The 22,571-nt window shown below is 54.7% G+C and carries 25 protein-coding genes and 1 tRNA gene; 14 read left to right on the plus strand and 12 right to left on the minus strand.

From position 1 onward, the window contains the following. Positions 1 to 10: 10 nt before the first annotated feature. A protein-coding gene (gene prfB, locus D5067_RS04255) for a peptide chain release factor 2 (RefSeq protein ID WP_119936139.1) occupies positions 11 to 1,109 on the plus strand; the annotation gives its coding sequence in 2 pieces (ribosomal slippage) (positions 11 to 85 and positions 87 to 1,109; 1,098 coding nt in all). A 9-nt stretch (positions 1,110 to 1,118) separates the two neighbouring features. Continuing rightward, positions 1,119 to 2,636, plus strand: coding sequence for a lysine--tRNA ligase (gene lysS / locus D5067_RS04260; protein WP_119936138.1), 1,518 nt, complete (start codon positions 1,119 to 1,121; stop codon positions 2,634 to 2,636). A gap of 39 nt (positions 2,637 to 2,675) precedes the next feature. Here the strand turns inward: lysS and idi are convergent, their stop codons facing one another. Then, the gene (idi, locus tag D5067_RS04265; RefSeq protein WP_119936137.1) at positions 2,676 to 3,218 is read right to left on the minus strand and encodes an isopentenyl-diphosphate Delta-isomerase; all 543 of its coding nucleotides are present in this window, start codon (positions 3,216 to 3,218) and stop codon (positions 2,676 to 2,678) included. 162 nt (positions 3,219 to 3,380) lie between these two features. On the opposite strand from idi, the gene actS reads away from it, so the two are divergent. From actS to D5067_RS04295, 6 genes are all read left to right on the plus strand, one after another. Beyond that, positions 3,381 to 4,124, plus strand: coding sequence for an amidase activator ActS (actS, locus tag D5067_RS04270; protein ID WP_119936136.1), 744 nt, complete (start codon positions 3,381 to 3,383; stop codon positions 4,122 to 4,124). An 80-nt stretch (positions 4,125 to 4,204) separates the two neighbouring features. Further along, positions 4,205 to 4,278 (plus strand) — tRNA-Gly (locus tag D5067_RS04275). Between the two features lie 122 nt (positions 4,279 to 4,400). Beyond that, on the plus strand, positions 4,401 to 5,576 hold the full coding sequence (locus D5067_RS04280; protein ID WP_119936135.1) for an OmpP1/FadL family transporter: 1,176 nt from the start codon (positions 4,401 to 4,403) through the stop codon (positions 5,574 to 5,576). A 63-nt stretch (positions 5,577 to 5,639) separates the two neighbouring features. Continuing rightward, positions 5,640 to 6,269, plus strand: coding sequence for a helix-turn-helix domain-containing protein (locus D5067_RS04285; RefSeq protein WP_119936134.1), 630 nt, complete (start codon positions 5,640 to 5,642; stop codon positions 6,267 to 6,269). Between the two features lie 97 nt (positions 6,270 to 6,366). Beyond that, complete coding sequence (locus D5067_RS04290) at positions 6,367 to 6,981, plus strand: outer membrane beta-barrel protein (protein WP_119936133.1); 615 nt, start codon at positions 6,367 to 6,369, stop codon at positions 6,979 to 6,981. Positions 6,982 to 7,185: 204 nt separating this feature from the next. Next, positions 7,186 to 9,168, plus strand: coding sequence for an alkyl/aryl-sulfatase (locus D5067_RS04295; protein WP_119936132.1), 1,983 nt, complete (start codon positions 7,186 to 7,188; stop codon positions 9,166 to 9,168). A gap of 33 nt (positions 9,169 to 9,201) precedes the next feature. Here D5067_RS04295 and D5067_RS04300 read toward each other — a convergent pair whose 3' ends face one another. Both D5067_RS04300 and D5067_RS04305 read right to left on the minus strand, forming a co-directional pair. Continuing rightward, positions 9,202 to 10,086: an SDR family oxidoreductase gene (locus tag D5067_RS04300; RefSeq protein ID WP_119936131.1), complete on the minus strand. Its 885-nt coding sequence runs from the start codon at positions 10,084 to 10,086 to the stop codon at positions 9,202 to 9,204. A 67-nt stretch (positions 10,087 to 10,153) separates the two neighbouring features. Next, a complete protein-coding gene (locus D5067_RS04305) occupies positions 10,154 to 10,543 on the minus strand; it encodes a YdeI family stress tolerance OB fold protein (RefSeq protein WP_119936130.1) in 390 nt (129 codons plus the stop codon). Between the two features lie 139 nt (positions 10,544 to 10,682). Between D5067_RS04305 and D5067_RS04310 the strand changes: the two genes are divergently transcribed. The 4 genes from D5067_RS04310 to D5067_RS04325 are packed head-to-tail and all read left to right on the plus strand — an operon-like array spanning position 10,683 to position 13,166. After that, on the plus strand, positions 10,683 to 11,186 hold the full coding sequence (locus tag D5067_RS04310; RefSeq protein ID WP_119936281.1) for a hypothetical protein: 504 nt from the start codon (positions 10,683 to 10,685) through the stop codon (positions 11,184 to 11,186). 9 nt (positions 11,187 to 11,195) lie between these two features. Continuing rightward, a complete protein-coding gene (locus D5067_RS04315) occupies positions 11,196 to 11,642 on the plus strand; it encodes a DUF421 domain-containing protein (RefSeq protein WP_119936129.1) in 447 nt (148 codons plus the stop codon). A gap of 11 nt (positions 11,643 to 11,653) precedes the next feature. Next, entirely contained in the window at positions 11,654 to 12,169 is a 516-nt protein-coding gene (locus D5067_RS04320) for a 2-oxo-tetronate isomerase (protein ID WP_119936128.1), read from the plus strand. 10 nt (positions 12,170 to 12,179) lie between these two features. Continuing rightward, positions 12,180 to 13,166 (plus strand): SDR family oxidoreductase, encoded by a 987-nt coding sequence (locus D5067_RS04325; RefSeq protein ID WP_119936127.1) that lies wholly within the window; start codon positions 12,180 to 12,182, stop codon positions 13,164 to 13,166. On the opposite strand, the gene D5067_RS04330 is transcribed toward D5067_RS04325, so the two are convergent. The 7 genes from D5067_RS04330 to D5067_RS04360 all read right to left on the minus strand — a co-directional run bounded on the left by D5067_RS04330 (position 13,167) and on the right by D5067_RS04360 (position 19,512). Continuing rightward, positions 13,167 to 14,792 (minus strand): alpha-amylase family protein, encoded by a 1,626-nt coding sequence (locus D5067_RS04330; protein ID WP_119936126.1) that lies wholly within the window; start codon positions 14,790 to 14,792, stop codon positions 13,167 to 13,169. Positions 14,793 to 14,800: 8 nt separating this feature from the next. Then, positions 14,801 to 15,811 carry a cytochrome d ubiquinol oxidase subunit II gene (gene cydB / locus D5067_RS04335; protein WP_119936125.1) on the minus strand — a complete coding sequence of 337 codons (1,011 nt, stop codon included), beginning with the start codon at positions 15,809 to 15,811 and terminating at the stop codon, positions 14,801 to 14,803. After that, positions 15,811 to 17,214 (minus strand): cytochrome ubiquinol oxidase subunit I, encoded by a 1,404-nt coding sequence (locus D5067_RS04340; protein WP_119936124.1) that lies wholly within the window; start codon positions 17,212 to 17,214, stop codon positions 15,811 to 15,813. Before D5067_RS04340 ends, cydB begins: the two co-directional genes overlap by 1 nt. A gap of 68 nt (positions 17,215 to 17,282) precedes the next feature. Further along, a complete protein-coding gene (locus tag D5067_RS04345) occupies positions 17,283 to 18,155 on the minus strand; it encodes a manganese catalase family protein (protein WP_119936123.1) in 873 nt (290 codons plus the stop codon). A 15-nt stretch (positions 18,156 to 18,170) separates the two neighbouring features. Continuing rightward, entirely contained in the window at positions 18,171 to 18,677 is a 507-nt protein-coding gene (locus D5067_RS04350) for a ferritin-like domain-containing protein (RefSeq protein WP_119936122.1), read from the minus strand. Between the two features lie 62 nt (positions 18,678 to 18,739). Then, positions 18,740 to 19,237, minus strand: coding sequence for a YciE/YciF ferroxidase family protein (locus D5067_RS04355; protein ID WP_119936121.1), 498 nt, complete (start codon positions 19,235 to 19,237; stop codon positions 18,740 to 18,742). Between the two features lie 89 nt (positions 19,238 to 19,326). Then, complete coding sequence (locus D5067_RS04360) at positions 19,327 to 19,512, minus strand: con-10 family general stress protein (protein ID WP_119936120.1); 186 nt, start codon at positions 19,510 to 19,512, stop codon at positions 19,327 to 19,329. A gap of 625 nt (positions 19,513 to 20,137) precedes the next feature. Here D5067_RS04360 and yjdI point away from each other — a divergent pair. Then, on the plus strand, positions 20,138 to 20,368 hold the full coding sequence (yjdI, locus tag D5067_RS04365) for a 4Fe-4S mono-cluster protein YjdI (protein ID WP_119936119.1): 231 nt from the start codon (positions 20,138 to 20,140) through the stop codon (positions 20,366 to 20,368). 10 nt (positions 20,369 to 20,378) lie between these two features. Next, a complete protein-coding gene (locus D5067_RS04370; protein ID WP_010435212.1) occupies positions 20,379 to 20,651 on the plus strand; it encodes a GNAT family N-acetyltransferase in 273 nt (90 codons plus the stop codon). 35 nt (positions 20,652 to 20,686) lie between these two features. On the opposite strand, the gene D5067_RS04375 is transcribed toward D5067_RS04370, so the two are convergent. Together D5067_RS04375 and D5067_RS04380 are read right to left on the minus strand one after the other, a co-directional pair. Beyond that, complete coding sequence (locus tag D5067_RS04375) at positions 20,687 to 21,916, minus strand: amino acid permease (protein ID WP_119936118.1); 1,230 nt, start codon at positions 21,914 to 21,916, stop codon at positions 20,687 to 20,689. Between the two features lie 120 nt (positions 21,917 to 22,036). Next, positions 22,037 to 22,498 carry a multidrug/biocide efflux PACE transporter gene (locus D5067_RS04380; protein ID WP_119936117.1) on the minus strand — a complete coding sequence of 154 codons (462 nt, stop codon included), beginning with the start codon at positions 22,496 to 22,498 and terminating at the stop codon, positions 22,037 to 22,039. Positions 22,499 to 22,571 lie beyond the last annotated feature (73 nt).

Consider the following 22,571-nt stretch of genomic DNA (forward strand, 5'->3'; position numbering starts at 1 on the left):
AAAACAGACCATGTTTGAAATTAATCCGGTAAAAAACCGCATTCAGGACCTCACGGAGCGCTCTGACGTTCTTAGGGGGTATCTTTGACTACGATGCCAAGAAAGAGCGTCTGGAAGAAGTAAACGCCGAGCTGGAACAGCCGGACGTCTGGAACGAACCTGAACGCGCACAGGCGCTGGGTAAAGAGCGTTCCTCCCTTGAGGCCATCGTTGATACGCTGGATCAAATGGCGCAGGGTCTGGAAGATGTTTCTGGTCTGCTGGAGCTTGCTGTCGAAGCTGAAGACGAAGAAACCTTTAACGAAGCCGTTGCAGAGCTCGACGTTCTGGAAGAGAAGCTGGCGCAGCTGGAATTCCGCCGTATGTTCTCCGGCGAATACGACAGCGCCGACTGCTATCTCGATATTCAGGCCGGTTCTGGCGGTACAGAAGCGCAGGACTGGGCGAGCATGCTGGCGCGTATGTATTTGCGTTGGGCAGAAGCGCGCGGTTTCAAAACCGAAATCATCGAAGAATCTGAAGGTGAAGTCGCGGGTCTGAAATCCATCACCATTAAGATTATTGGTGATTACGCCTACGGCTGGCTGCGTACTGAAACCGGCGTTCATCGCCTGGTACGTAAGAGCCCGTTCGATTCCGGCGGCCGCCGTCATACCTCCTTCAGCTCCGCGTTTGTTTACCCGGAAGTGAAAGACGATATCGATATCGAAATCAACCCGGCCGACCTGCGAATCGACGTTTACCGCGCATCCGGTGCGGGTGGTCAGCACGTTAACCGTACGGAATCGGCGGTGCGTATTACCCACCTTCCAACCAACACGGTTACGCAGTGCCAGAACGACCGTTCCCAGCATAAGAACAAAGACCAGGCCATGAAGCAGATGAAAGCGAAGCTTTATGAGCTGGAAATGCAGAAGAAAAATGCTGAGAAACAGGCGATGGAAGACAACAAGTCTGACATCGGCTGGGGCAGCCAGATCCGTTCTTACGTCCTTGATGACTCCCGCATCAAAGACCTGCGTACCGGGGTTGAAACCCGTAACACGCAGGCGGTGCTGGACGGCAGCCTGGACCAATTTATCGAAGCAAGTTTGAAAGCAGGGTTATGAGGAACCAACATGTCTGAACAACAAGCACAGGGCGCTGACGCGGTAGTCGATCTTAATAACGAACTGAAAACCCGCCGCGAGAAGCTGGCAGCGCTGCGCGAGCAGGGCGTGCCTTTCCCGAACGATTTTCGTCGTGACCATACCTCAGACCAACTGCACGCAGAATTCGACGGTAAAGAGAACGAAGAGCTGGAAGCGCTGAACGTTGAAGTGTCTGTGGCTGGCCGCATGATGACCCGTCGTATCATGGGTAAAGCGTCCTTCGTGACCTTACAGGACGTTGGCGGCCGCATTCAGCTGTACGTCTCCCGTGACGACCTGCCGGAAGGCATCTACAACGAGCAGTTCAAGAAGTGGGACCTGGGCGATATCCTGGGCGCGAAGGGTAAGCTGTTCAAAACCAAAACGGGTGAACTCTCTATCCACTGCACCGAGCTGCGTCTGCTGACCAAAGCCCTGCGCCCGCTGCCGGACAAATTCCACGGCCTGCAGGATCAGGAAGCGCGCTATCGCCAGCGCTATCTGGACCTCATCTCTAACGATGATTCCCGCAAGACCTTCAAAATTCGCTCGCAGATCATGGCCGGTATCCGCCAGTTCATGGTGAACCGCGACTTTATGGAAGTGGAAACCCCAATGATGCAGGTGATCCCTGGCGGCGCGTCTGCGCGTCCGTTCATCACCCATCACAACGCCCTGGACCTCGACATGTACCTGCGCATCGCGCCGGAACTGTACCTGAAGCGTCTGGTGGTCGGTGGCTTCGACCGCGTGTTCGAAATCAACCGTAACTTCCGTAACGAAGGTATCTCCGTTCGTCATAACCCAGAGTTCACCATGATGGAACTCTATATGGCGTATGCGGATTACAAAGATCTGATCGAACTGACCGAATCCCTGTTCCGTACTCTTGCGCAGGACATTCTGGGCACCACTGAAGTGCCTTACGGTGAAGAAGTCTTCGACTTCGGCAAGCCGTTCGTCAAGCTGACCATGCGCGAAGCGATCAAGAAATACCGTCCGGAAACCGAGATGGCTGACCTGGATAACTTCGACTCTGCCAAAGCCATCGCGGAAAGCATCGGTATCAAGGTTGAGAAGAGCTGGGGTCTGGGCCGCATCGTGACCGAGATCTTCGAAGAAGTCGCCGAGGCACACCTGATTCAGCCGACCTTCATCACTGAATATCCGGCAGAAGTGTCTCCGCTGGCGCGTCGTAATGACGAGAACCCGGAAATCACCGATCGCTTTGAGTTCTTCATCGGCGGCCGTGAAATCGGCAACGGCTTTAGCGAGCTGAACGATGCAGAAGATCAGGCGCAGCGCTTCCAGGATCAGGTTGATGCGAAAGCGGCAGGCGATGACGAAGCGATGTTCTTCGACGAAGACTACGTGACCGCGCTGGAGCACGGCCTGCCGCCAACTGCGGGCCTGGGTATTGGTATCGACCGTATGGTTATGCTGTTCACCAACAGCCACACCATTCGTGACGTGATCCTGTTCCCGGCGATGCGTCCGGTGAAGTAATCCGTAATGACGTAAAAAAAAGCCCCGAAAGGGGCTTTTTTATTGCGCCGCGAAAGACTTAAGCTTTTCGCGCGCGGTTGTGGCTTCCATTACCATCCACGGGCTAAAGGCCCACGGAGTCGCATCCAGCGCGCGGAATAACGCTTCCAGCTCAACCCACTGGTGATCCATCACTTCTTCTTCATTTATCGTGATTTCGCCGGTGATGCGAGCGGCAAACACCGGGCATATTTCATTTTCGACAATTCCGGAAGGGTCGGTTTCACGATAACGAAACTCAGGCGCAATGGCGGTAATAGCCGTAATCTCAGCACCCACTTCGAAGCGGCAGCGGCGGATAATCGCCTGTTCAAGCGCTTCCCCTGACTGCGGGTGCCCGCAAACGGAGTTGGTCCAGACGCCCGGCCAGGCTTTTTTGTTCAATGCGCGTCGGGTGATCAGACATTCACCTTTGGCGTTAAATAGCCAGGAGGAGAAGGCCAGATGCAGCGGGGTCTCGGAGGTGTGTGCCGCGTACTTCTCCTGAGTGCCAATCACCCCTCCCTGGTCATTTACCAAAATAACGTGTTCTTGAATACTCATTGATGCTCCAGTGCCAAAATGCTGAACGGTTCAACGCCATTCGCGTCATTATTATACTGCATTCTTATACGAACGGTTTGGCCCACAGAGCGGAAAAGGGCTGACCCATATCAGCCAGGGCTGGTATCATGGTGCGCCATTCACGCTGACCGAGGATCTGTTTTGTTTGCAGGAAGCCTGACGAGAAACCCCATCACTGCTATTTTCTGCCTGACGTTGACGCTGCTTCTTGCGGGGTGCTCGGGTAGTAAATCCTCGGACATGGGTAGCTATTCCGGTGCGGTGTACACCGTTAAGCGTGGGGATACGCTGTACCGCATTTCGCGCGCAACGGGGACCAGCGTGAAGGATCTGGCGCGCCTCAACGGCATCTCGCCGCCCTATACCATCGAGGTAGGGCAGAAACTGAAGGTTAACGGCAGTTCCTCTTCGGGTAAAAAGTCCTCATCTAAAGGCAAAACCGCCAAAGTCACGCCGTCTTATCAGGTGCCAAAATCCTCCTGGCCACCTGTCGGACAGCGCTGCTGGATCTGGCCTGCCAGCGGTAAAGTGGTGGCGCCGTACTCCCTCTCTGAGGGGGGCAATAAAGGCATTGATATCTCAGCCGCGCGCGGAACGCCGGTCTATGCTTCTGGTGCCGGCAAGGTGGTCTACGTGGGTAACCAGCTTCGCGGCTACGGCAACCTCATCATGATAAAGCACGGTGAAGACTATATTACGGCCTACGCCCACAACGACACGATGATGGTCAATAACGGGCAGAACGTGAAGGCGGGGCAGAAGATTGCGACCATGGGCAGCACCGGCACGGACTCGGTGAAGCTGCATTTCCAGATCCGTTATAAAGCGACGGCCATCGATCCGCAGCGCTATCTTCCGGCGCAGGGCAGCAAACCGAAGTGCTAAGTGATTATTTAATCGCCACTTAGTGGTGAAGAGGCTTGTATGGAGATGCGTAAGGTCTATAATGCTTTACGCACCTCAAAGCGGGCGTAGTTCAATGGTAGAACGAGAGCTTCCCAAGCTCTATACGAGGGTTCGATTCCCTTCGCCCGCTCCAGATTTTCGCATAACGTCGTTCTGACAAACTCCCCCAAATTTAAAATTAAACCCCCTTTCTTTTTACGTGTATTGATCCCACTGATATACCTGTCGGCAAATTTCTTTTCCCGAGGATTGCTGATGAAAACTCGAATACTCCTGTGCGCTGGCTTATTGGTCGCCTCATGCGCCCATGCCAGCGCGCTTTATTTTTATGAAACCGGCACAGAAGACACCGCGCTGGCAGGGGCGGGGCAGGCTGCACGCGCTCAGGATGCCTCAACGATAATGACCAACCCGGCGGGCATGACGCGGTTGCCCGACCATATGGTCACCGGCGGGTTACAGGTTATGGATGGCTCCATCGACTATCAGTTGAAGAATGATGCGCAGAAAAGCCCAGGCGATGTCATGAAGACGGTGCCCAACGCCAGCGCCTTTTATAGCCAAAAAGTCACGGACAAACTGTATGCCGGAATCGGCCTGTTCGGTAATTACGGCCTCGGGATTGATTACGGTAACTGGGCGGGCGACCGGTTGATTAAAAAGAGCACCATGGCGGCGATGACGCTCAGCCCGTCGATGGCCTACAAACTTAACGATCGTCTCTCGATAGGAGCATCCGCCAATATCAATTACGGCTTTCTATCACTCACGCGCAACGTTAACGACGACGATCGTCAGCAGCACGATCGTGACTGGGCAATGAGCTACCGCCTCGGTGTATTGATGCAGCTTACCGACCAGACGCGCGTCGGCATCGCCTGGAACAGCCAGACGGATTACGGTTTCGATATTAACGGTAAAGCGCGTTTGCCCAATGGCGCATATGACCTTCCTGTCTCGGCTCAGGTGCGTGCGCCGCAGCAGCTAATGTTCAGCGTCGTGCATGATATTAATCATCAGTGGTCGCTAATGGGCGACCTCGGCTGGCAGGACTGGAGCCAGTTCGGCGCACCGCAGGTCACCGTGGATGGAAAAAAGCTGAACAATACCAGCCGCATGAAAGATACGTGGCACGGTGCCGCAGGCGTGCAGTATCGCCCAACGGAGCGGTGGCGTTTGAACGCCGGCGTGGCATTCGACAGCTCGCCGTATCGAAGCCAGAGTGATGTGGCGCTGACGCTGCCTGCCGGGGATGAGTGGCGATTCGGTACGGGGGCACAGTATCAAATTACACCCGCGAGCAATATCGGTGTGGCCGTAGAATATCTTCATATGCAGTCATCACAGGTGAAATCACCCTCCGCATTTAAAGGACGCTACGGTAGTCCCCATCTTTGGTTTGCCAGCGTAAACTATAGCTATCAGTTTTAATTCGGTAACTGTTTAAATTATAGGGTCTATACTGGCAGTTACCTGCCGCAACAAGGTCATGACATGCATATTTTACCGCCTGTTCGTCCTGAACAGTCTATTGCACGACTGACCGCAATCCTTGAGCCGATTGCGGAGAAAGTGAAGCTCGTCCCGCGAAAGCGAATAACCTGGAGCCGGAATGGTCACCAGCAGATGTATCTGTTTCTGGAGGGGGAACTCTCTTTACTCCGCGCTTCTGATGGGCTGCTGTTGGTTACGGTTTACGAGCCGCACCTGTTCGGGATCGCGGAGATGATCCAGCCCACGCAGGGCCACATTCTTCGGGCGGAAACGGCGTCGACTATTCTGCGGGTGGATGCGGAGCAGGCTGCTAAACGCTTTCGCGAAGAGGGGGTTTGGGAGGACGTTGCTGCACTATTATCCTACCACACGGCCTATCTTATCTACCGGGATGCGCAGGTGGTGCAACAACGAACGTATTCTGTTATTCGTAATCATCTTCAGGAGATGATATTACTGCCCGAGGAAGCCCGGTTGCGCACAACCATTCTTGACTATATTCAGGACCGCACGCTATTGTCTCGCAGCAGTATTCTAAATGTCCTCTCGGCGCTCAAGCAGGGTAAATACATCTCTTTTAAACGCGGTGGTTATTTGCTGGCGGTGGAACATTTGCCAGAGTCTTTTTAAGTAAATTTAAAATTAAACATATAATCAATTAACGCTCCTCCCGTTTGCCTTTATCGTTTGCTTACTGAAAACATTCAACAGAGCAAACGGGATTTCCATGAAAAAGACACTTGTCGCTTTAGTTATTATCAATGCGTTTACCGCCACCACTGTATTTGCCGCCGCAGATGCAGGCACCTGGTATAGCGGGGCGAAATTCGGCTGGTCGCACTATTTTGATACCAATACTGGCGAGAAAGCGGTCGGCGGTAATAACGGCTCGACTCACTTTGATATTGACCACGATAATGTCGGTGGCGGTGTTTATACCGGCTATCAAATTACACCATGGCTTGCCGTTGAAGGTGGCTATGATTACTTAAGCAATATGCAGATAAAAGGGCAGCAGGGGGCGGGCGGGCAAATGAAAGCTCAGGGCCTGCAGATGTCGCTTAAAGCCAGCTACGCCGTGACGGACGGTTGGGATATCTATGGTCGCGCCGGTGCGATGGGCTATCGTGCCGAATCTGATGTGAGTGGTCACAATCGTTTTGAAACCGGTGTGCGCCCGCTCGCTGCGGTCGGAACCGAGTATGCGTTCAACAAAAACTGGGCGGGCCGTCTGGAATACCAGTGGGTCAGCAACGTGGGGAATGCTAATCAAATTGGCGTCAGCAGCGATATCAGCTCCGTTTCGGCAGGGTTGACCTACCGCTTCGGTCAGCACGATTAATATTCTTTGCATTCTCGTTGATAAAAAGCCCGGCGGCGTCAGTAGCCGGGCTTTTTAACATTTAGCCCGCAAGGAGAGGCTGAAGGACAATATGGCTATTTTGCAGGTCAGCTTCATTTATTTTTAAACGTATTAACGGTGGGTGAGGAAATACGCAAATGTTAGCCTTGTTTCATCGAATTTATTCTCACCCGTCGAGGAAATATGAAACTTAATACACTCGTAAGCGCAATGACCGTTGCCGGTCTGTTATCCACATCGGTGGTGGCTTTCCCCGCCATGGCACAAGAGATGGCGAAAGAGGCGACCGCCAGCACAAAAAACAGCAACGAAGCACTGTACGGTCAGCTGCCTTTTTTTGATAAAACCGATTTTAGTAATGCGCATAAGGGCTTTATTGCCGCCCTGCCGCAGGATGTGATTAAAGGCGAAAAAGGGAATGTTATCTGGAACCCGCAGCAGTACGCTTTTATTAAAGAAGGGCAAAAAGCGCCCGCTACGGTTAACCCAAGCCTGTGGCGTCAGGCGCAGCTGATTAACATCAGCGGTCTGTTTGAAGTTACCGACGGCGTGTACCAGATCCGTAACCTTGATCTGTCGAATATGACCATCATGGAAGGAAAAGAGGGCATCACGGTTATCGATCCGCTGGTCTCTGCCGAAACCGCGAAAGTGGGGATGGATCTCTATTATAAAAATCGCGGCAAGCGTCCGGTGGTCGCGGTGATTTATACCCATAGCCACGTTGACCACTACGGCGGCGTGCGCGGTGTGGTAGACGAAGCCGATGTGAAAGCCGGTAAGGTGAAGGTCTATGCGCCGGCGGGCTTTATGAATGAAGCGGTCTCCGAGAACATCATGGCCGGGAATGCGATGAGCCGCCGCGCCAGCTATATGTACGGCAACCTGCTGAAGCCTGATGCAAAAGGGCAGGTCGGCGCCGGGCTGGGCACAACGACCTCTGCCGGTACGGTGACGCTGATCGAGCCGACGAACTATATTACCGAGGATGGGCAGAAAGAGGTCATCGACGGCCTGACCTATGACTTTATGATGGCGCCGGGCTCTGAGGCCCCATCCGAAATGCTCTGGTACGTTGAAGAGAAGAAGATGATTGAAGCGGCAGAAGATGTCACCCACACGCTGCACAACACCTACTCGCTGCGCGGAGCGAAGATCCGCGATCCGCTGGCGTGGTCTAAATACATCAACAGCGCCATTGAACGCTGGGGTGATAAGGCCGAGATTATTATGGCGCAGCACCACTGGCCAACCTGGGGTAACGACAACGTGGTGAAGCTGATGAAAAATCAGCGTGATATGTACCGTTACATCAACGACCAGACGCTGAGGCTGGCCAACAAGGGCCTGACGCGCGACGAAATCGCGGCCAATTTTGCCCTGCCGGACGGGCTGGCGAAGTCCTGGTCCAGCCGCGGCTATTACGGTTCGGTAAGCCATGACGTGAAGGCTACCTACGTGTTCTATCTTGGCTGGTTCAACGGTAACCCGGCGACGCTTGACGAGCTGCCACCGGTGGATGCGGCGAAGAAATACGTCGATTACATGGGCGGTGCCAGCGCCATTCTGGAGAGAGCCAAAACCGATTACGCTCAGGGCAACTACCGCTGGGTGGCGCAGGTGGTGAGTAAAGTGGTGTTTGCTGAGCCAACCAACAAAGCGGCGCGTAATCTGGAAGCCGACGCGCTCGAACAGCTGGGATATCAGGCGGAGTCTGGACCGTGGCGCAACTTCTACCTGACCGGCGCGCAGGAGCTTCGCAACGGCGTTCAGAAATTGCCGACGCCGAATACGGCCAGCCCGGACACGGTTCGCGCCATGTCTCCGGAAATGTTCTTTGACTTCCTCGGCGTACATATCAACGGCGTGAAAGCGGCGAATGCAAAAGCCGTCTTCAACGTAAACCTCGGCAAGGATGGTGGGCAGTACAAGCTGGAGCTGGAGAACGGCGTGCTGAACCACAGCGCGAATACCGTGGCGAAAGAGGCGGATGCGTCTATTACCCTCAGCCGCGAGACGCTGAACAACATCATTCTTAAACAGACAACGCTCAAGCAGGCGCAGGAGAAGGGCGACGTCACGGTTACCGGCAATCAGGCGAAGCTGGATGAGCTGCTAAGCTACATGGACAGCTTTGATTTCTGGTTCAATATCGTCACTCCGTAGACGTAAAAAAGGCTGCTCGCGCAGCCTTTCGTTTTAGATCGTCCCGTCGCCGCCGTCCGAGCACCACACCTGCCCGGAGGTAAATGAACACTCATCAGAGGCTAACGTTACGTACAGCGGCGCGATTTCAACGGGCTGTCCCGGGCGCCCCAGCGGAGAACTCTCACCAAAATGCTTCACTTTTTCCTGCGGCTGCCCGCCGCTCGGCTGCAGCACGGTCCAGTACGGCCCCGGTGCGACCGCGTTAACGCGTATCCCTTTTGGACCCAGCTGTTTCGCTAAGGCCTTGGTAAACACCGCCAGACAGGCTTTAGTCTGCGCGTAATCAAGCAGCACGGCGCTCGGCTGCACCGCCTGTACGGAGGAGGTGTTGATGATTGTTCCTGGCGCTTTGAGGTGGCGCAGTGCCGCCTTTGTTATCCAGAAAGGGGCGTAAACGTTTGTTTTAAACGTGGCATCGAAATCCTCGGTCGTGAGTTCTTCCAGTGATTCCCGATACTGCTGGCGACCGGCGTTATTGACCAGGATATCCAGTCCGCCCAGTTGAGACACGGCCTCTTCGACCAGATTCTGGCAAAACGTCTCGTCCCGAATGTCCCCCGGAAGCGCAACGGCGTTCCGTCCTTCTGCCTTAATCAGCGCGATCACCTCGACCGCGTCGTCTTCCTCTTCCGGCAGATAGTTAATGGCCACATCGGCGCCTTCGCGGGCGTAGGCTATCGCCACGGCGCGGCCAATACCGGAGTCGCCGCCGGTAATGAGCGCCTTTTTGCCGGCGAGTCGGCCATGCCCTTTATAGCTTGTTTCCCCGTGGTCAGGCACCGGCTCCATTTCAGAGGCCAGGCCCGGCGGCGTTTGCGGCTGCTCGGGGAACGGAGGGGTTGGGTAAGCGTTCGTACGTTGTGTTGTATCACTCATAGCTGACTCCTTACAGGCCAAGGGGTGAGATTTGATGGATAGTTACAGCGTTAACGCTTCGCTGAATTTACTTTTGCAGACGATCGACGCGTACCACGGGAGGAGATGCCTTTTTATCAAGCGAACCGTTAATACTGATCATCTGATCGGGTTTGACGGTTCTGTCGTCAAATACCGCTTTCGGGATAACGACGTCGATTTTCCCTGTTTTATCCTGGAAAACATACTTATCGCCGCTTCCGTCAATCAGGTTTCCGCGCAGTGAAATCGATGCGCCGTCATGCATCTCTTTTGCCTGCGTAATGGTCATGATACGGGCGTCGTCTGTACCACGATAACCGTCATCCAGCGCGTGAGGTGGCGGGGGGGCTTCGCCCTTTTGTAACCCACCGTTATTATCTGCCCAGGCGGCAGGGGCGAGTAATATTAATAAGGCTGAAATGACTGATAATTTCATTTGATATCCTTCATTTTGGCTGTCTTGACTTATTAAGTATTATTGCTATTCCTTTATGTGGCAAATGTGATAAGTCCTAAAAGCATTTTTCTATGGAAATCATAACGTTCAGTAAATAAGCGAAACGGTGATGGCACAGATGAATCGTAAAAATGAAAAGTTGCCCGGCATAAATGAAAGTTATCGCTTGCTGACGTTCGAATATGCATTTCGTCAGACGGGTTTTATCGTGTTGTTAGGTATTATTGCGGCCGCGACTTTCGGTTTTTTTTCGAGCGGAATCGTAAGCGATACCGAAAAAACAAATTCGGCAAAAACGCTGACGATTAACTACGAGCGCTTCGGACGGCGTGACACGGAGTTTCCGATACAGATTGCGTTTCCGGTTAAGACCCCGGGAAAGTACGCGATCGCTATGACGCGCGAGGATCGGGAAGCTTACGAACCTGGCAGCATCTGGCCACAGCCGGACAGCATGTACAGCCGGGGTAATACGCTCGTCCTGGTCTATAACAACCTGGATAAGAATGAAAAATTCGCCATCCAGCTGTTTTTAACGCCCTCGAAAGCGGGTAAGTGGACAAATACGCTGCGTGTCAACAACGAGCCCGAAATACCTTTCTGGCAGGTTATTTATCCTTAGGAGACGAACATGGATATGGTCTTTCGTGCTCTGGCTATTTATCTGTTTCTGGTGGTGGTATTCAAGGTTGCCGGGCGGCGTGCCTTGCTGCAGATGACGAGTTTCGACCTGATATTGCTCTTAATTATCAGCGAGGCGACGCAGCAGGCGCTATTGGGTGAGGATTTTTCGGTCACCGGAGCCATGATTACAATAACAACGCTGGTGGTGGTGGATATAATATTTGGCCTGATGAAGAAATATTTTTCACCCGTTGAAAATATTCTGGACGGTACGCCGGTTATTCTGGTGGAAAACGGTGTTCCGCTCGCAGATAAGTTGAAGAAAGTTGATGTTTCCTGCGATGATATTCTTGTGTCAGCCCGCCAGAATAACGGCATTACCGAATTCGCTAAAATCAAATACGCTATTCTTGAAAGGAATGGTCATATTTCAATCATTCCTTTTGAAAATTAAGAGGCACCCTTATGAGCAATCTGGATCACGATAAAAACCAGACCACGGGCGAGCTCACCAAAAAGCTGTCAACGAAACTGACGGATTTAGGGCTTCGCTTAACCACGGCGGAATCCTGCACCGGCGGCAATCTGGCGGTCGCGCTCTGCGCTGAGGAGAACACGGCAGAGTTCTATGATGTCGGGATGGTGGTGTTCAGCGATGAGGCCAAGGAGAGGATCCTGGGCGTACGTCGCGAAACCCTTGAGCGCTTCACCGCCGTCAGTGAGCAGACGGTCACCGAAATGGCCGCAAAAATTCGCGAGATTGCCGAGGCCGATATCAGTATCGCCATCAGCGGGTACGCTGGACCGGAAGGGGGCGACGACGGTACGGCAGCAGGTACCGTCTGCTTCGCCTGGAATTTACAGGGGCGTACGGAAACTAGCACCGTGCTCTTTTCAGGAGAATGTCAGGACGTGGTGGAAAAAGCGGTCCGCTATTCATTAACGGAGCTGATCGGGAAGCTTTCGGGCTTGACGTCATGACGGAGGGGATATGGCCGTAATTGTCATAACCGGGGGGACGGCAGGCGTGGGTAAAGCCACGGCGCTGCACTTTGCCAAAGCGGGGTATGACGTGGGCATTATTGCCCGCGACGCAGAGAGCCTGCACTCTACCCAGGAGGAGCTGCGCCGTTTTGGCGTCAAGGCCTACGCCGTTCAGGCCGACGTGGCGGACAGCCAGGCCGTGGTCGACGCGGCCAACGACATCGAGTATCGCCTGGGCGCCATCGAGGTGTGGGTCAACAACGCGATGGGCGCCGTGCTGGCACCGTTTCGTACCATGACGCCCGACGAGTTTCGCCGCGTCACGGAGGTCACCTATCTGGGCTACGTGAACGGCACCCGCGCCGCGCTGGAGCTGATGGTGCCTCGGGATCGCGGCGTCATTATTCAGGTGGGTTCCGCGCTGGCCTACCGCTCCATTCCCCTGCAGTCTGCCTACTGCGGCGCGAAAGCGGCCATTCGGGGGTTCACCGACGCCGTGCGCACCGAGCTGATGCACGAAAATAGCCGGGTGGCGATATCAATGGTGCAGATGCCGGGGCTCAACACGCCGCAGTTTGAGTGGGCGAGGAATAAATTTGCCTGGGCGATGCGCCCCGTTCCGCCCGTCTTCCAGCCCGAAGTGGCGGCCAGCGCCATTTTTAAGGTGGCGCAAAAACCGGTGCGCGAGCTTTGGGTCGGCAGCAGCACCATCCAGTCGATTGTCGGGCAGTTCCTGTTCCCCAGTTTTCTCGATCGGCTCATGGTCAGGAAAGCCTGGGAAGGGCAGATGACCGATACGCTGAACGCCGAAGATCGTCAGGATTACCTCGACCGGCCGGTCAACGATCTGCACAAAATCCACGGGCGTTTTACAGACGAAGCGAAGAACCGCGCCGCAACCATGACCTCCGGCGTGCCGGGGAAGGTAGTGCTCGGTTCGCTCGCGGTGGCGGGCGTGGTTCTGGCTCGTCTGCTGTCCACCCGGAAAAAATAGTCAGCGCAGCGCGGTGCGGTTGGTCCAGAACCAGCGGTAGCCGTAGCCGCTGAGGCTCAGCTCAACCGCTTTGCCGGGGAGTAGCGCATCATCGTAACGTTTGTCTGCCAGACAGGCGGTCCAGGCGGCGTGCCGGATCCCTTTGGCGACGAACGTAACCGGTTTGTCGCTAAAGTTTACGAAGGTCAGAATGCTGCGTTCGTCGGCCTCGTAGTAAATCCCCAGTACGGCATCGTTATCCACATTGATGAGCCGAAACGGCGCAACGGCGATTTCCGGAAACTCCGAGCGCGTGTTAGCGATATCAATAATCCGGTGCAGGAGCGAGCTGCGGTGCAGAAGCGAATCCGCCACGTTGACTTTGTGATAGCGGTAGGGGCCGCGATCGATGATGGGGGCGATAAATGCGTCAGGATCGGCATCCGAAAATCCGCCGCCCTGCGTGCCCGCCCACTGCATCGGCGTGCGTACGGCGTAGCGCTCTTCCAGCGCCAGATCGTCTCCCATGCCGATCTCATCCCCGTAGCGCATGACCGGCACGCCGGGCAGAGAGAACAACACCGCATGGCAGAACGCCAGCCGCTTCCGATCGCCATTCAGCATCGGTGCCAGACGACGGCGGATCCCGCGCTGATACACGTTCATATTTTCATCCGGCGCGAAGGTGTCGAGCACGATCTGTTTGGCTTTTTGACCAATGCCCTCAAGGTCCAGCTCGTCGTGGTTGCGCAGCCAGTTAGCGAAGCAGCAGGAGTCCGGAGGGACGATCATTTTCTTCACCGCGTTGCGCAGCGGGCGGGCGCTCTTCTCGGCCAGGCTGACGTAGAAGTACTTGTTAAGCCAGAAGTTCAGCACCAGGTTAAGGCGATCGTTATCGCCAAAGTAGTCTTTATATTCCTCTACCTCGACATCCACTTCGCCAAGCAGGATCGCATCCGGGTTATGTTGCTCAATCAGCTGACGCATGTGCTCCAGGATCCACAGCCCCTTTTTCTCCTCCCCACGCCCGGCCTGCTTAGTCAGGTGAGACGCCGCATCAAGGCGAAAGCCCGATACGCCGAGCTTGAGCCAGAAGAGGATGATGTTGTCGATCTCTTTGAGCACGGCAGGCGAGGCGAGATTGAGGTCCGGCTCATGGCGATAGAACATGTGCCGGTAGTATTGCCCGGCCTCGTCGTCCCATGACCAGACGCTCTTCTCGACGCCGGGGAACATCGGCGGCGTATCGTCATCGTCGTTATCTGACCACAGGTAATAGTCGCGAAAGGGGGACCGCGGGCTGCGGCGGGCCTGTTGAAACCAGGGATGCGCGTCCGAGGTGTGCTGGATCAGCAGCTCGATAATCACCTGCATGCCCAGCTCGCGGGCCTGCTCGATAAACGCGATGATATCCTTCAGTTTTCCAAAACGCGGGTCGACCTGCAGGTGGTCGCTAACGTCGTAGCCTTCATCCAGAAACGGCGTCAGATAAAACGGGGTGATCCAGATAACCGTTGCCCCCATCCGGCGAATGTAGCGCAGCTTTGCCCCAATTCCGGCGATGTCTCCGCAGCCATCGCCGTTCAGGTCGTAAAACAGGGCGGTATCAATCTGGTAGATAATGGCTCGTGTATGCCAGCCTGCCATAGCGCACCTCAGTGATAGCCTTCCGTATCAGACACTTTGCCCCGGAAGACGTAGTAGCTCCAGGCGGTGTACACCAGAATCACCGGAATAATCAGCAGCGTCCCGACCAGCATAAACAGCTGGCTGGCAGGCGGTGCGGCGGCCTCCCACAGGGTAATGCGCGGCGGAATAATGTGCGGCCACAGGCTGATGCCCAGCCCGCTAAAGCCGAGGAAGATCAGCCCGAGCGTCAGCAGGAACGGGCGGGCATGGCTGTTCGGATTGCGGGTCAGCCGCCAGATCAGCAGGCTAAATACCGCCACCAGAATGGGGACCGGCAGGAACCAGAAGAAATTCGGCAGGGTGAACCAGCGGTCGGCCACGTACTGCCAGCCAAGCGGCGTCCAGATGCTCACCACGGCGATGACCACCATCAGCGCCAGCAGCACGTGGCGGGTCAGCTCGCGCATGCGGGTTTGCAGCGCGCCTTCGCTTTTCATGATGAGCCAGGTGGTCGCCAGCAGGGTATAGGCGACGATCAGCCCCAGCCCGCAGAACAGGTTGAACGGCGTCAGCCAGTCCAGCGATGAGCCCACGAAGCGGCGGCCTTCCACGTCGAAGCCGTTGATCATTGCGCCCACGACGATACCCTGGCTGAAGGTGGCGAGCAGCGATCCGCCCGCAAAGGAGTAGTCCCAGAATTTGCGGTGTGACGGCGTGGCCTTAAAGCGAAATTCAAACGCCACGCCGCGGAAGATCAGGCCAATCAGCATGGCGGTAAGGGGAATGGTCAGTGCATCCACAATCACCGCATAGGCCAGCGGAAAGGCGCCGAATAACCCCGCGCCACCGAGCACCAGCCAGGTTTCGTTTCCGTCCCAGACCGGCGCGACGCTGTTTACCATCACGTCGCGCTCTTTGGCATCGCCGACAAAGCTGAAGAGCATCCCAATCCCGAGGTCAAAGCCATCCATAACGATGTACATCAGCGTGGCAAAGACGATGATCGCAAACCAGATAACCGAGATATCAACGCCCATCAGCTTCTCTCCTCTTCAGGAACAGATTCAGCGGCAGACAGCGGACGGGCAGGGGTGCCCGAGGTGTTAGAGGTCAGCGTGCCAACAGGCTGCGGCCCTTTCTTAATTAGCCGGACGAGATAGACATAGCCCACGCCGAAGACCGAGCAGTAGACCACGATGAAGGCCAGCAGGCTGATGCTCATCTGCAGCGTGCTGTGCAGCGATACGGCGTCTATCGTGCGCAGGTAGCCGTAAACCACCCACGGCTGACGGCCGACTTCGGTGGTCACCCAGCCTGCCAGCAGCGCGAGCAGCCCGGCGGGCCCCATGCACAGGGCAAACCAGTGGAACGGGCGCGAGTGGTATAGCCGGTGTCGATAGCGCAGCCAGACGCTGAGCGCGCCGAGCGCAATCATCAGCAGCCCCATCCCGACCATAACGCGGAATGACCAGAAGACAATCGTGGAGTTCGGGCGATCCTCTTTCGGAAAATCTTTCAGGGCGGGAACCTGTTTATCCAGGCTGTGCGTCAGGATCAGGCTGCCGAGCGCGGGGATCTCCAGCCCGTATTTGGTGCGCTCCTCGTCCATGTCAGGCACGCCAAACAGCAGCAGCGGCGTGGCTTCACCCGGCGGGTTCTCCCAGTGCCCCTCGATGGCCGCAATCTTGGCGGGCTGGTGCTCCAGCGTGTTCAGACCGTGCATATCGCCCACCACGGCCTGGATGGGGGCGACAAGCAGCGCCATCCACATTGCCATTGAGAACATTTTGCGCACGGCGGGGGTGTCGTTACCGCGCAGCAGGTGCCACGCGCCTGACGCGCCTACGAACAGCGCGCTGCTGAGGAACGCGGCAATCGACATATGAATCAGCCGGTACGGGAAGGAGGGGTTAAAGATGATGGCCAGCCAGTCCTCGGGGATCACCTGCCCGTTCTGAATACTGAAGCCCTGCGGCGTGTGCATCCAGCTGTTGGAGGCGAGGATCCAGAAGGTGGACATCAGGGTGCCCAGCGCTACCATGCAGGTCGCGAAGAAGTGTAGCCCGGGGCCGACCTTGTTCCAGCCGAACAGCATCACGCCCAGGAAACCGGCTTCAAGGAAGAAGGCGGTGAGCACTTCATAGGTCAGCAGCGGGCCGGTGATACTGCCCGCAAACTGGGAAAACCCGCTCCAGTTGGTGCCGAACTGGTAAGCCATCACCAGCCCGGAAACCACGCCCATGCCGAAGTTAACGGCAAAAATCTTTAGCCAGAAATGGTACAGCGAGCGCCAGACGTCGTTTTTGGTGCGCAGCCACATGCCTTCGAGCACCACCAGATAGCTGGCGAGACCGATGGTGATCGCAGGAAACAGAATATGAAACGAGACGGTAAAGGCGAACTGTATTCTGGCAAGATGAAACGCATCGAGTTCGAACATGGGCCGTACCTCGGGAACAGAGGGCGAACGAGTAATGCCAGGCAGCGCGGGCTGCCTGGCAAAACCGATTACGGTTTTTTCTTACCTGCGCCAAGCTCGGCGCCGGTTAGCGGATCGGCGTTGGGATCGGACTTCGTGCGTGCAGACATCGCTTTTACCAGCGTAGCCTGCTCTTTCGTCAGCGTAACGCTTGCACTGCCGTCACCACCGTCGACCGCTGGCTGGGGAGATTCCACGTAGTCGAAGTGCTTATCGCTGTTCCAGCTTCCGCGAACTTCTCCACCTTCAGACATATTGTAGTACTTGTTGGTGTACTCCTGGATCGGCGGCAGTTTGCCGGGCGGAAAATTATTACGAATGGACTGGAGCGCCTTCTCGAAAGAGAGCTGATGCGCCGCCTCACGCGTCATCAGAAACGCCAGCGCATCCTTAACGCCCGGATCGTCCGTCACGTTGATCAGCCGCTCATAGATGATCTTGGCTCTGGCCTCTGCCGCCACGTTAGAGCGCAGGTCGGCGGTTGGCTCACCGATGGTGTCAATATAAGCCGCGGTCCAGGGGACGCCTGCGGAGTTGGTCAGCGGCGTGCCGCCCCCGTAAAGCAGCGACGTGATGTGGCTGTCGTTGCCGTTTTCGGTCATGGACCGATACAGTTCCGCTTCGCTTTCAACGCCTTCGGCCAGCTCGCCTTTTGCCCCTTTGTTAAGCATACCGACCAGGGTGCCGATGATTTCAAGGTGGCTTAACTCTTCGGTGGCAATATCCATCAGCATATCTTTACGGCCAGGATCGTCGTCGCTCAGCCCCTGAGTGAAGTAGCGGCAGGCGGCGGCAAGTTCGCCCTGCGGCCCGCCGAACTGCTCCAGCAAAAGGTTAGCCAGGCCCGGGTTCGGTTCGGCAACGCGAACCGTATACTGCAGTTGTTTTACGTGTCGGAACATACATTCTCCCTCTTGTTATTTTTTCGCTTCAACGCCGTCCGCATCAGAGCGCAGCAGGAACTGTTCCGTCGTCTGTGGAATGTGGCGAATCAGCCAGTCGGCCATTTCGCGCTCTTCCGCAAGGATGGTCTCAATGGCGGGGACCGAGGCGGTATCACCCGCTTTTTTGGCCGCCGCCAGCAGGGAGGTGTAGCAGGCAATTTCGAACTGCTCGAAGACGTAGCCGCTGATGGAGCCTTTTACGATCTCATCGGAAGGGAACATGCCGCCAATGGACTGACCCAGTGCCGCCATTTTGCTCATTGAGTCTTTTAAAACCGAACGTGAAATATCATTGCGGTCGAGAATTTCCTCCAGCAATGTAATTTGGCGTTTTGTCTCATTAATATGTTGTTCAATGCGGGCACGTAAATCAGGATAATTTTCAATACGGCTGGCCATTGATTCCAGCATCGATTCGGCTTGCTTTTCCATCGCATGGGCATCGCGCAGCCAATCATGGTAGTGTTCTACATGATTCATAATAAACTCCTGTGAGTTATTTGATCTAATTAAATGCTGATGCTCATTTATTTCCGGAGGGGTTAACCTTTTTGGGCTTTTTGGTTAATATTGCCAACGGCCAGATCGGTTAATTTAAGATCGGTTTCTTTCTCTTCTTCCAGCGTTTCGGCGAGAAGTTTAACGGCTTTTTTATAGCCAAGCTGTTCTGCTAATGTCGCCAGGGTACCGTAGCTCGCTATTTCATAATGCTCGACTTTTTGCGCCGCAGCGATTAATGCCGCATCGCGCACTTCATTTTTCTCTGTACTCTCAATGACTTCGTTTGCTTCTTCAATCAGGCCTTCCATTGCCACGCATTTCATGCGCTTTAATTTAAGACCGGATTCCTGCTCAATAATTTGGTCTATACGCTCAATTTGTCCCTGCGTCTCTTCAAGGTGTGCCGTAAACGCGGCGCTAAGCTGTTCGCTTGATGCGGCGCGGGAAAGTTTGCTTAGGGCACGAGTCAGCTGCTTCTCAGCGCTGTAGGTATCCGACAGGAGGTGAATAAAGACGTCTTCGATACTTTTCATGTTCATATTTATGTTCCCGTTAAATAAGTAAAGGGTACTGCGAGCCACCAGGCCCGCAGCATGCTCTCGGTTATTTATTTGAGACTTAAATAAGATCAGGAATTATCAGATTTACGGCCTCCGCCGTGACTATTCTGTCCCCCTTTCTTACCTGCTTCAGACGCGCGTTGCGGATCGTTTTTGAAATTACCGCCGCTATGCTGGCCACCTTTCTTACCAGCTTCTGATGCTTTATCTCGGTCTTCTGCGAAATTACCGGAACCACCACGATGCTCTGCCATATATCAACCCTCTTGTTGCGTTTATGTCAGGAGATACGATTTTTATTTCGTATCAGTTGTCGTTCAGGTATTAACACTAGCCGTTATATCGAAAGAGTCAAACTGCAGTTTCGCTTTATTTTTGTGCTCCCACGTGCAGCGCTGAAATATACCGCTTCGTTGGCTTTGGGCTAAATGCTTTATAAAGCATCGATATATCCTCCGCTTACCCCTTTGATTTCTAAAAAACTGCCGCTCAGCGCTGGGTTTATAATCCTAAACCAGACGTGAGTTTTAATTACATGAGTTTACAAAGCGCCGTCTGAGCGTGGCCGGAATATTGGGATTTTTCTTAAAATGGCTGCGAGTGGAGGAATTTTCTACTGGATACTTCTTTGTGAGTAAATGACATTCATTGCGGCGAAAATATTATTTCGCTATTCGTTAAATATTTACGATGAAAATAATTTTATTATTTTTAATAAAAGGCGTGATTATTCCGCAGCGTTAATGTGGGAATGTATTTCTCATTATTCAGTCAGGCTGAATAATGTTTGCCGTGAGAGCCACCGCTTACGGTCTTACCGGTGCTCCCTTTACTGTGCTATAACCCATTCATCAACATAATAACAACAGAGGCAATGTCATGGATAAAGAGCTACTGGACGCGGGCTACCGGGCCTATACCGGTGAAAAAATTGACGTCTACTTCAACACGGGGATCTGCAAACATTCGGGAAACTGCGTCCGCGGCAGCGCGGCGCTTTTTAACCTGAAGCGCAAGCCGTGGATCGTTCCGGATGAAGTGGATGTAGACACAGTCGTACGCGTGATTGATACCTGCCCGAGCGGCGCGCTGAAGTACCGCCAAAAATAAGCGAGGAACCATGGATATTCTGGAAGGCCATAACAAATTTTACGTAAACGATGCAGACGGCAACCAGGTTGCGGAGATCGTTTTTGTCCCGACCGGCGAGCACCTGAGCATTATCGAACACACTGACGTAGACGAGAGCCTGAAAGGGCAGGGTGTGGGCAAGCAGCTGGTGGCGAAGGTGGTAGAGAAGATGCGCGGTGAGAACCGTAAAATTATCCCGCTGTGCCCCTTTGCTAAGCACGAGTTTGATAACACGCGGGAATATGACGATATTCGCGCGTGAATTAAATGCCCGGCGTTGCGCCGGGCACTGCGGATTCACCCCACAAACATCACCGACACGCACAGCACGCCGACGATCAGCGTCAGCAGGTTGCCGAAGGAGCGATACTGTTTCAGCGACGGGATCAGGTACGTTGACAGCGTCGGCATGATAAACAGGATCATGGCGATAAGCGGTCCGCTGATGGCGTAAATCATTGAGATCGCGTTCGGGTTAATGCAGCAGACCACAAAGGTAATCAGCGACACGCCCAGAATCGAAACGGCGCGGTTAAAGGCGCGGCTCTTCTTCACCCCCACCTGGTTAAGGCCGGATTTCACAATCTCCGTCGCCCCTTCAATCACCCCAAAATAGGTGCCGAGGAACGATTTCGACATCGCGATAATCGCCACAATAATGCCCGAAATGCCCAGCCAGGCCGGAGAAGAGGGCATCATCGACAGTGCGGACAGGATCGTAACCCCTTCCTCCTTCGCCGCCACGATATACGACGGCGGAATGGAGAGCAGGCAGCTGAATACGAAGAACAGCACGCTCAGGCAGATGATCAGGTACGCCACCTTCATGATTTTTTTGCATTTACCCATGGCCTCGTCACCGTATTTCTCACGACGGTCAACGGCAAACGTCGAGATAATCGGGGTATGGCTAAAAGCGAAAACCATCACCGGGATCGAAATCCACACCTGATGCAGCGTATGTTGGTCGAACGCCATCTGGCTGGTAAGCAGCGACGGCTGCCAGCTGCCGGTCAGGTAGAGCGAGACAAACAGGAAATAGGCAATCAGCGGGAACACCAGAAAGCCCATGACCTTGATGGTGATATGCCGCCCCATCAGGAAGATCAGGTTCAGCACCAGCACCACGCCAAAACTCACCAGCATGCGCACGCCGGTATCGACCGTCATCCGTTTCGCCAGCTGCTCGGTGAAGGAGTTGGTTATCGCCACGGCATAAATCAGCACCACCACGAAGAAGGCGACGAAGTAGAGCGTGGTGATCAGGTTTCCGATCTTCTTACCGTAGTAATGCGAAACGGCTCCGGTGATCCCTTCGCTGCCTTTCGTCTTTGCCGACAGGATAAATTGCGCCAGCGCTTTATGCGGCCAGTAGGTTAATGGATACGCCACAAGGGCGGTAATAAGCAGGACAATTGCGCCTGCGGAGCCGAGCTGAATGGGCAGGAATAGCGTTCCTGCGCCCACGGCCGTGCCATAGAGGGCGAAACTCCAGAGAGTCTCTTCTTTAGACCAAATTTTCGACATTAGAGCAACGTATCAACTATAAAACGAACAAAAAGGAGTGCAATTTACCATAATTATGCGGAGAGGGGGCGTTTGCTTCGTGAAGAGAGTGGCCGGAACGGGTGTCCGGCCAGCGTGGTGTTAGCCTGCGAGGGCGCGCCGCTGCTGGCGGCGCTTGATTACTTTCTCGCGCAGGGTGTCATACGCCCAGTTATAGAACATGGTATACGGCAGGAAGAACAGGAAGAAACCGATTTCCAGCGTGAATGCCTGGAGCAGCGTCACGCCCAGTACGGCAGCGACGATGGTCACGCCAATCACGATAAAGCCGCATTCGAACCCTAACGCGTGTAGGGCGCGCACCTTCGCCGTGCGCGGAACGCGCTGAACGGGCCAGAAGCGGTCAAAGCCGACGTTATAGATAATGTTCCAGAGCATCGCGGTGGTGGCCAGGATAATGGTTAGCCCGCCCATTTCGACCACGGAACGCTGCATTAACCACGCCGCCGTCGGGGCGAGGATCGCGGTGGCAATCCCTTCAAAGCAGACGGCGTGAAAGATCCGCTCCGGCAGTTTTCGTTGGAGTGCATCCTGATGTTGCATAGTGACCTCATTAATTCGCCGGTATGGGCGTTGATGCGGCCTATTTTTATCGCAAAAGATGATATATAAAAGA

Source organism: Enterobacter huaxiensis (assembly GCF_003594935.2).
In the GTDB taxonomy this organism is placed as follows: domain Bacteria; phylum Pseudomonadota; class Gammaproteobacteria; order Enterobacterales; family Enterobacteriaceae; genus Enterobacter; species Enterobacter huaxiensis.

Bases quoted from the DNA above. Each gene is read 5' to 3' on its own strand.
- cydB (WP_119936125.1), bottom strand. From the start codon at position 15,811: ATGGGCGTTGATATCTCGGTTATCTGGTTTGCGATCATCGTCTTTGCC.
- D5067_RS04310 (WP_119936281.1), top strand. From the start codon at position 10,683: ATGAATCGTAAAAATGAAAAGTTGCCCGGCATAAATGAAAGTTATCGC.
- D5067_RS04360 (WP_119936120.1), bottom strand. From the start codon at position 19,512: ATGGCAGAGCATCGTGGTGGTTCCGGTAATTTCGCAGAAGACCGAGAT.
- idi (WP_119936137.1), bottom strand. From the start codon at position 3,218: ATGAGTATTCAAGAACACGTTATTTTGGTAAATGACCAGGGAGGGGTG.
- D5067_RS04345 (WP_119936123.1), bottom strand. From the start codon at position 18,155: ATGTTCCGACACGTAAAACAACTGCAGTATACGGTTCGCGTTGCCGAA.
- D5067_RS04320 (WP_119936128.1), top strand. From the start codon at position 11,654: ATGAGCAATCTGGATCACGATAAAAACCAGACCACGGGCGAGCTCACC.
- D5067_RS04295 (WP_119936132.1), top strand. From the start codon at position 7,186: ATGAAACTTAATACACTCGTAAGCGCAATGACCGTTGCCGGTCTGTTA.
- D5067_RS04285 (WP_119936134.1), top strand. From the start codon at position 5,640: ATGCATATTTTACCGCCTGTTCGTCCTGAACAGTCTATTGCACGACTG.
- lysS (WP_119936138.1), top strand. From the start codon at position 1,119: ATGTCTGAACAACAAGCACAGGGCGCTGACGCGGTAGTCGATCTTAAT.
- D5067_RS04300 (WP_119936131.1), bottom strand. From the start codon at position 10,086: ATGAGTGATACAACACAACGTACGAACGCTTACCCAACCCCTCCGTTC.
- D5067_RS04355 (WP_119936121.1), bottom strand. From the start codon at position 19,237: ATGAACATGAAAAGTATCGAAGACGTCTTTATTCACCTCCTGTCGGAT.
- D5067_RS04315 (WP_119936129.1), top strand. From the start codon at position 11,196: ATGGATATGGTCTTTCGTGCTCTGGCTATTTATCTGTTTCTGGTGGTG.
- D5067_RS04290 (WP_119936133.1), top strand. From the start codon at position 6,367: ATGAAAAAGACACTTGTCGCTTTAGTTATTATCAATGCGTTTACCGCC.
- D5067_RS04350 (WP_119936122.1), bottom strand. From the start codon at position 18,677: ATGAATCATGTAGAACACTACCATGATTGGCTGCGCGATGCCCATGCG.
- D5067_RS04325 (WP_119936127.1), top strand. From the start codon at position 12,180: ATGGCCGTAATTGTCATAACCGGGGGGACGGCAGGCGTGGGTAAAGCC.
- yjdI (WP_119936119.1), top strand. From the start codon at position 20,138: ATGGATAAAGAGCTACTGGACGCGGGCTACCGGGCCTATACCGGTGAA.
- D5067_RS04330 (WP_119936126.1), bottom strand. From the start codon at position 14,792: ATGGCAGGCTGGCATACACGAGCCATTATCTACCAGATTGATACCGCC.
- D5067_RS04380 (WP_119936117.1), bottom strand. From the start codon at position 22,498: ATGCAACATCAGGATGCACTCCAACGAAAACTGCCGGAGCGGATCTTT.
- D5067_RS04370 (WP_010435212.1), top strand. From the start codon at position 20,379: ATGGATATTCTGGAAGGCCATAACAAATTTTACGTAAACGATGCAGAC.
- D5067_RS04280 (WP_119936135.1), top strand. From the start codon at position 4,401: ATGAAAACTCGAATACTCCTGTGCGCTGGCTTATTGGTCGCCTCATGC.
- D5067_RS04305 (WP_119936130.1), bottom strand. From the start codon at position 10,543: ATGAAATTATCAGTCATTTCAGCCTTATTAATATTACTCGCCCCTGCC.
- D5067_RS04375 (WP_119936118.1), bottom strand. From the start codon at position 21,916: ATGTCGAAAATTTGGTCTAAAGAAGAGACTCTCTGGAGTTTCGCCCTC.
- D5067_RS04340 (WP_119936124.1), bottom strand. From the start codon at position 17,214: ATGTTCGAACTCGATGCGTTTCATCTTGCCAGAATACAGTTCGCCTTT.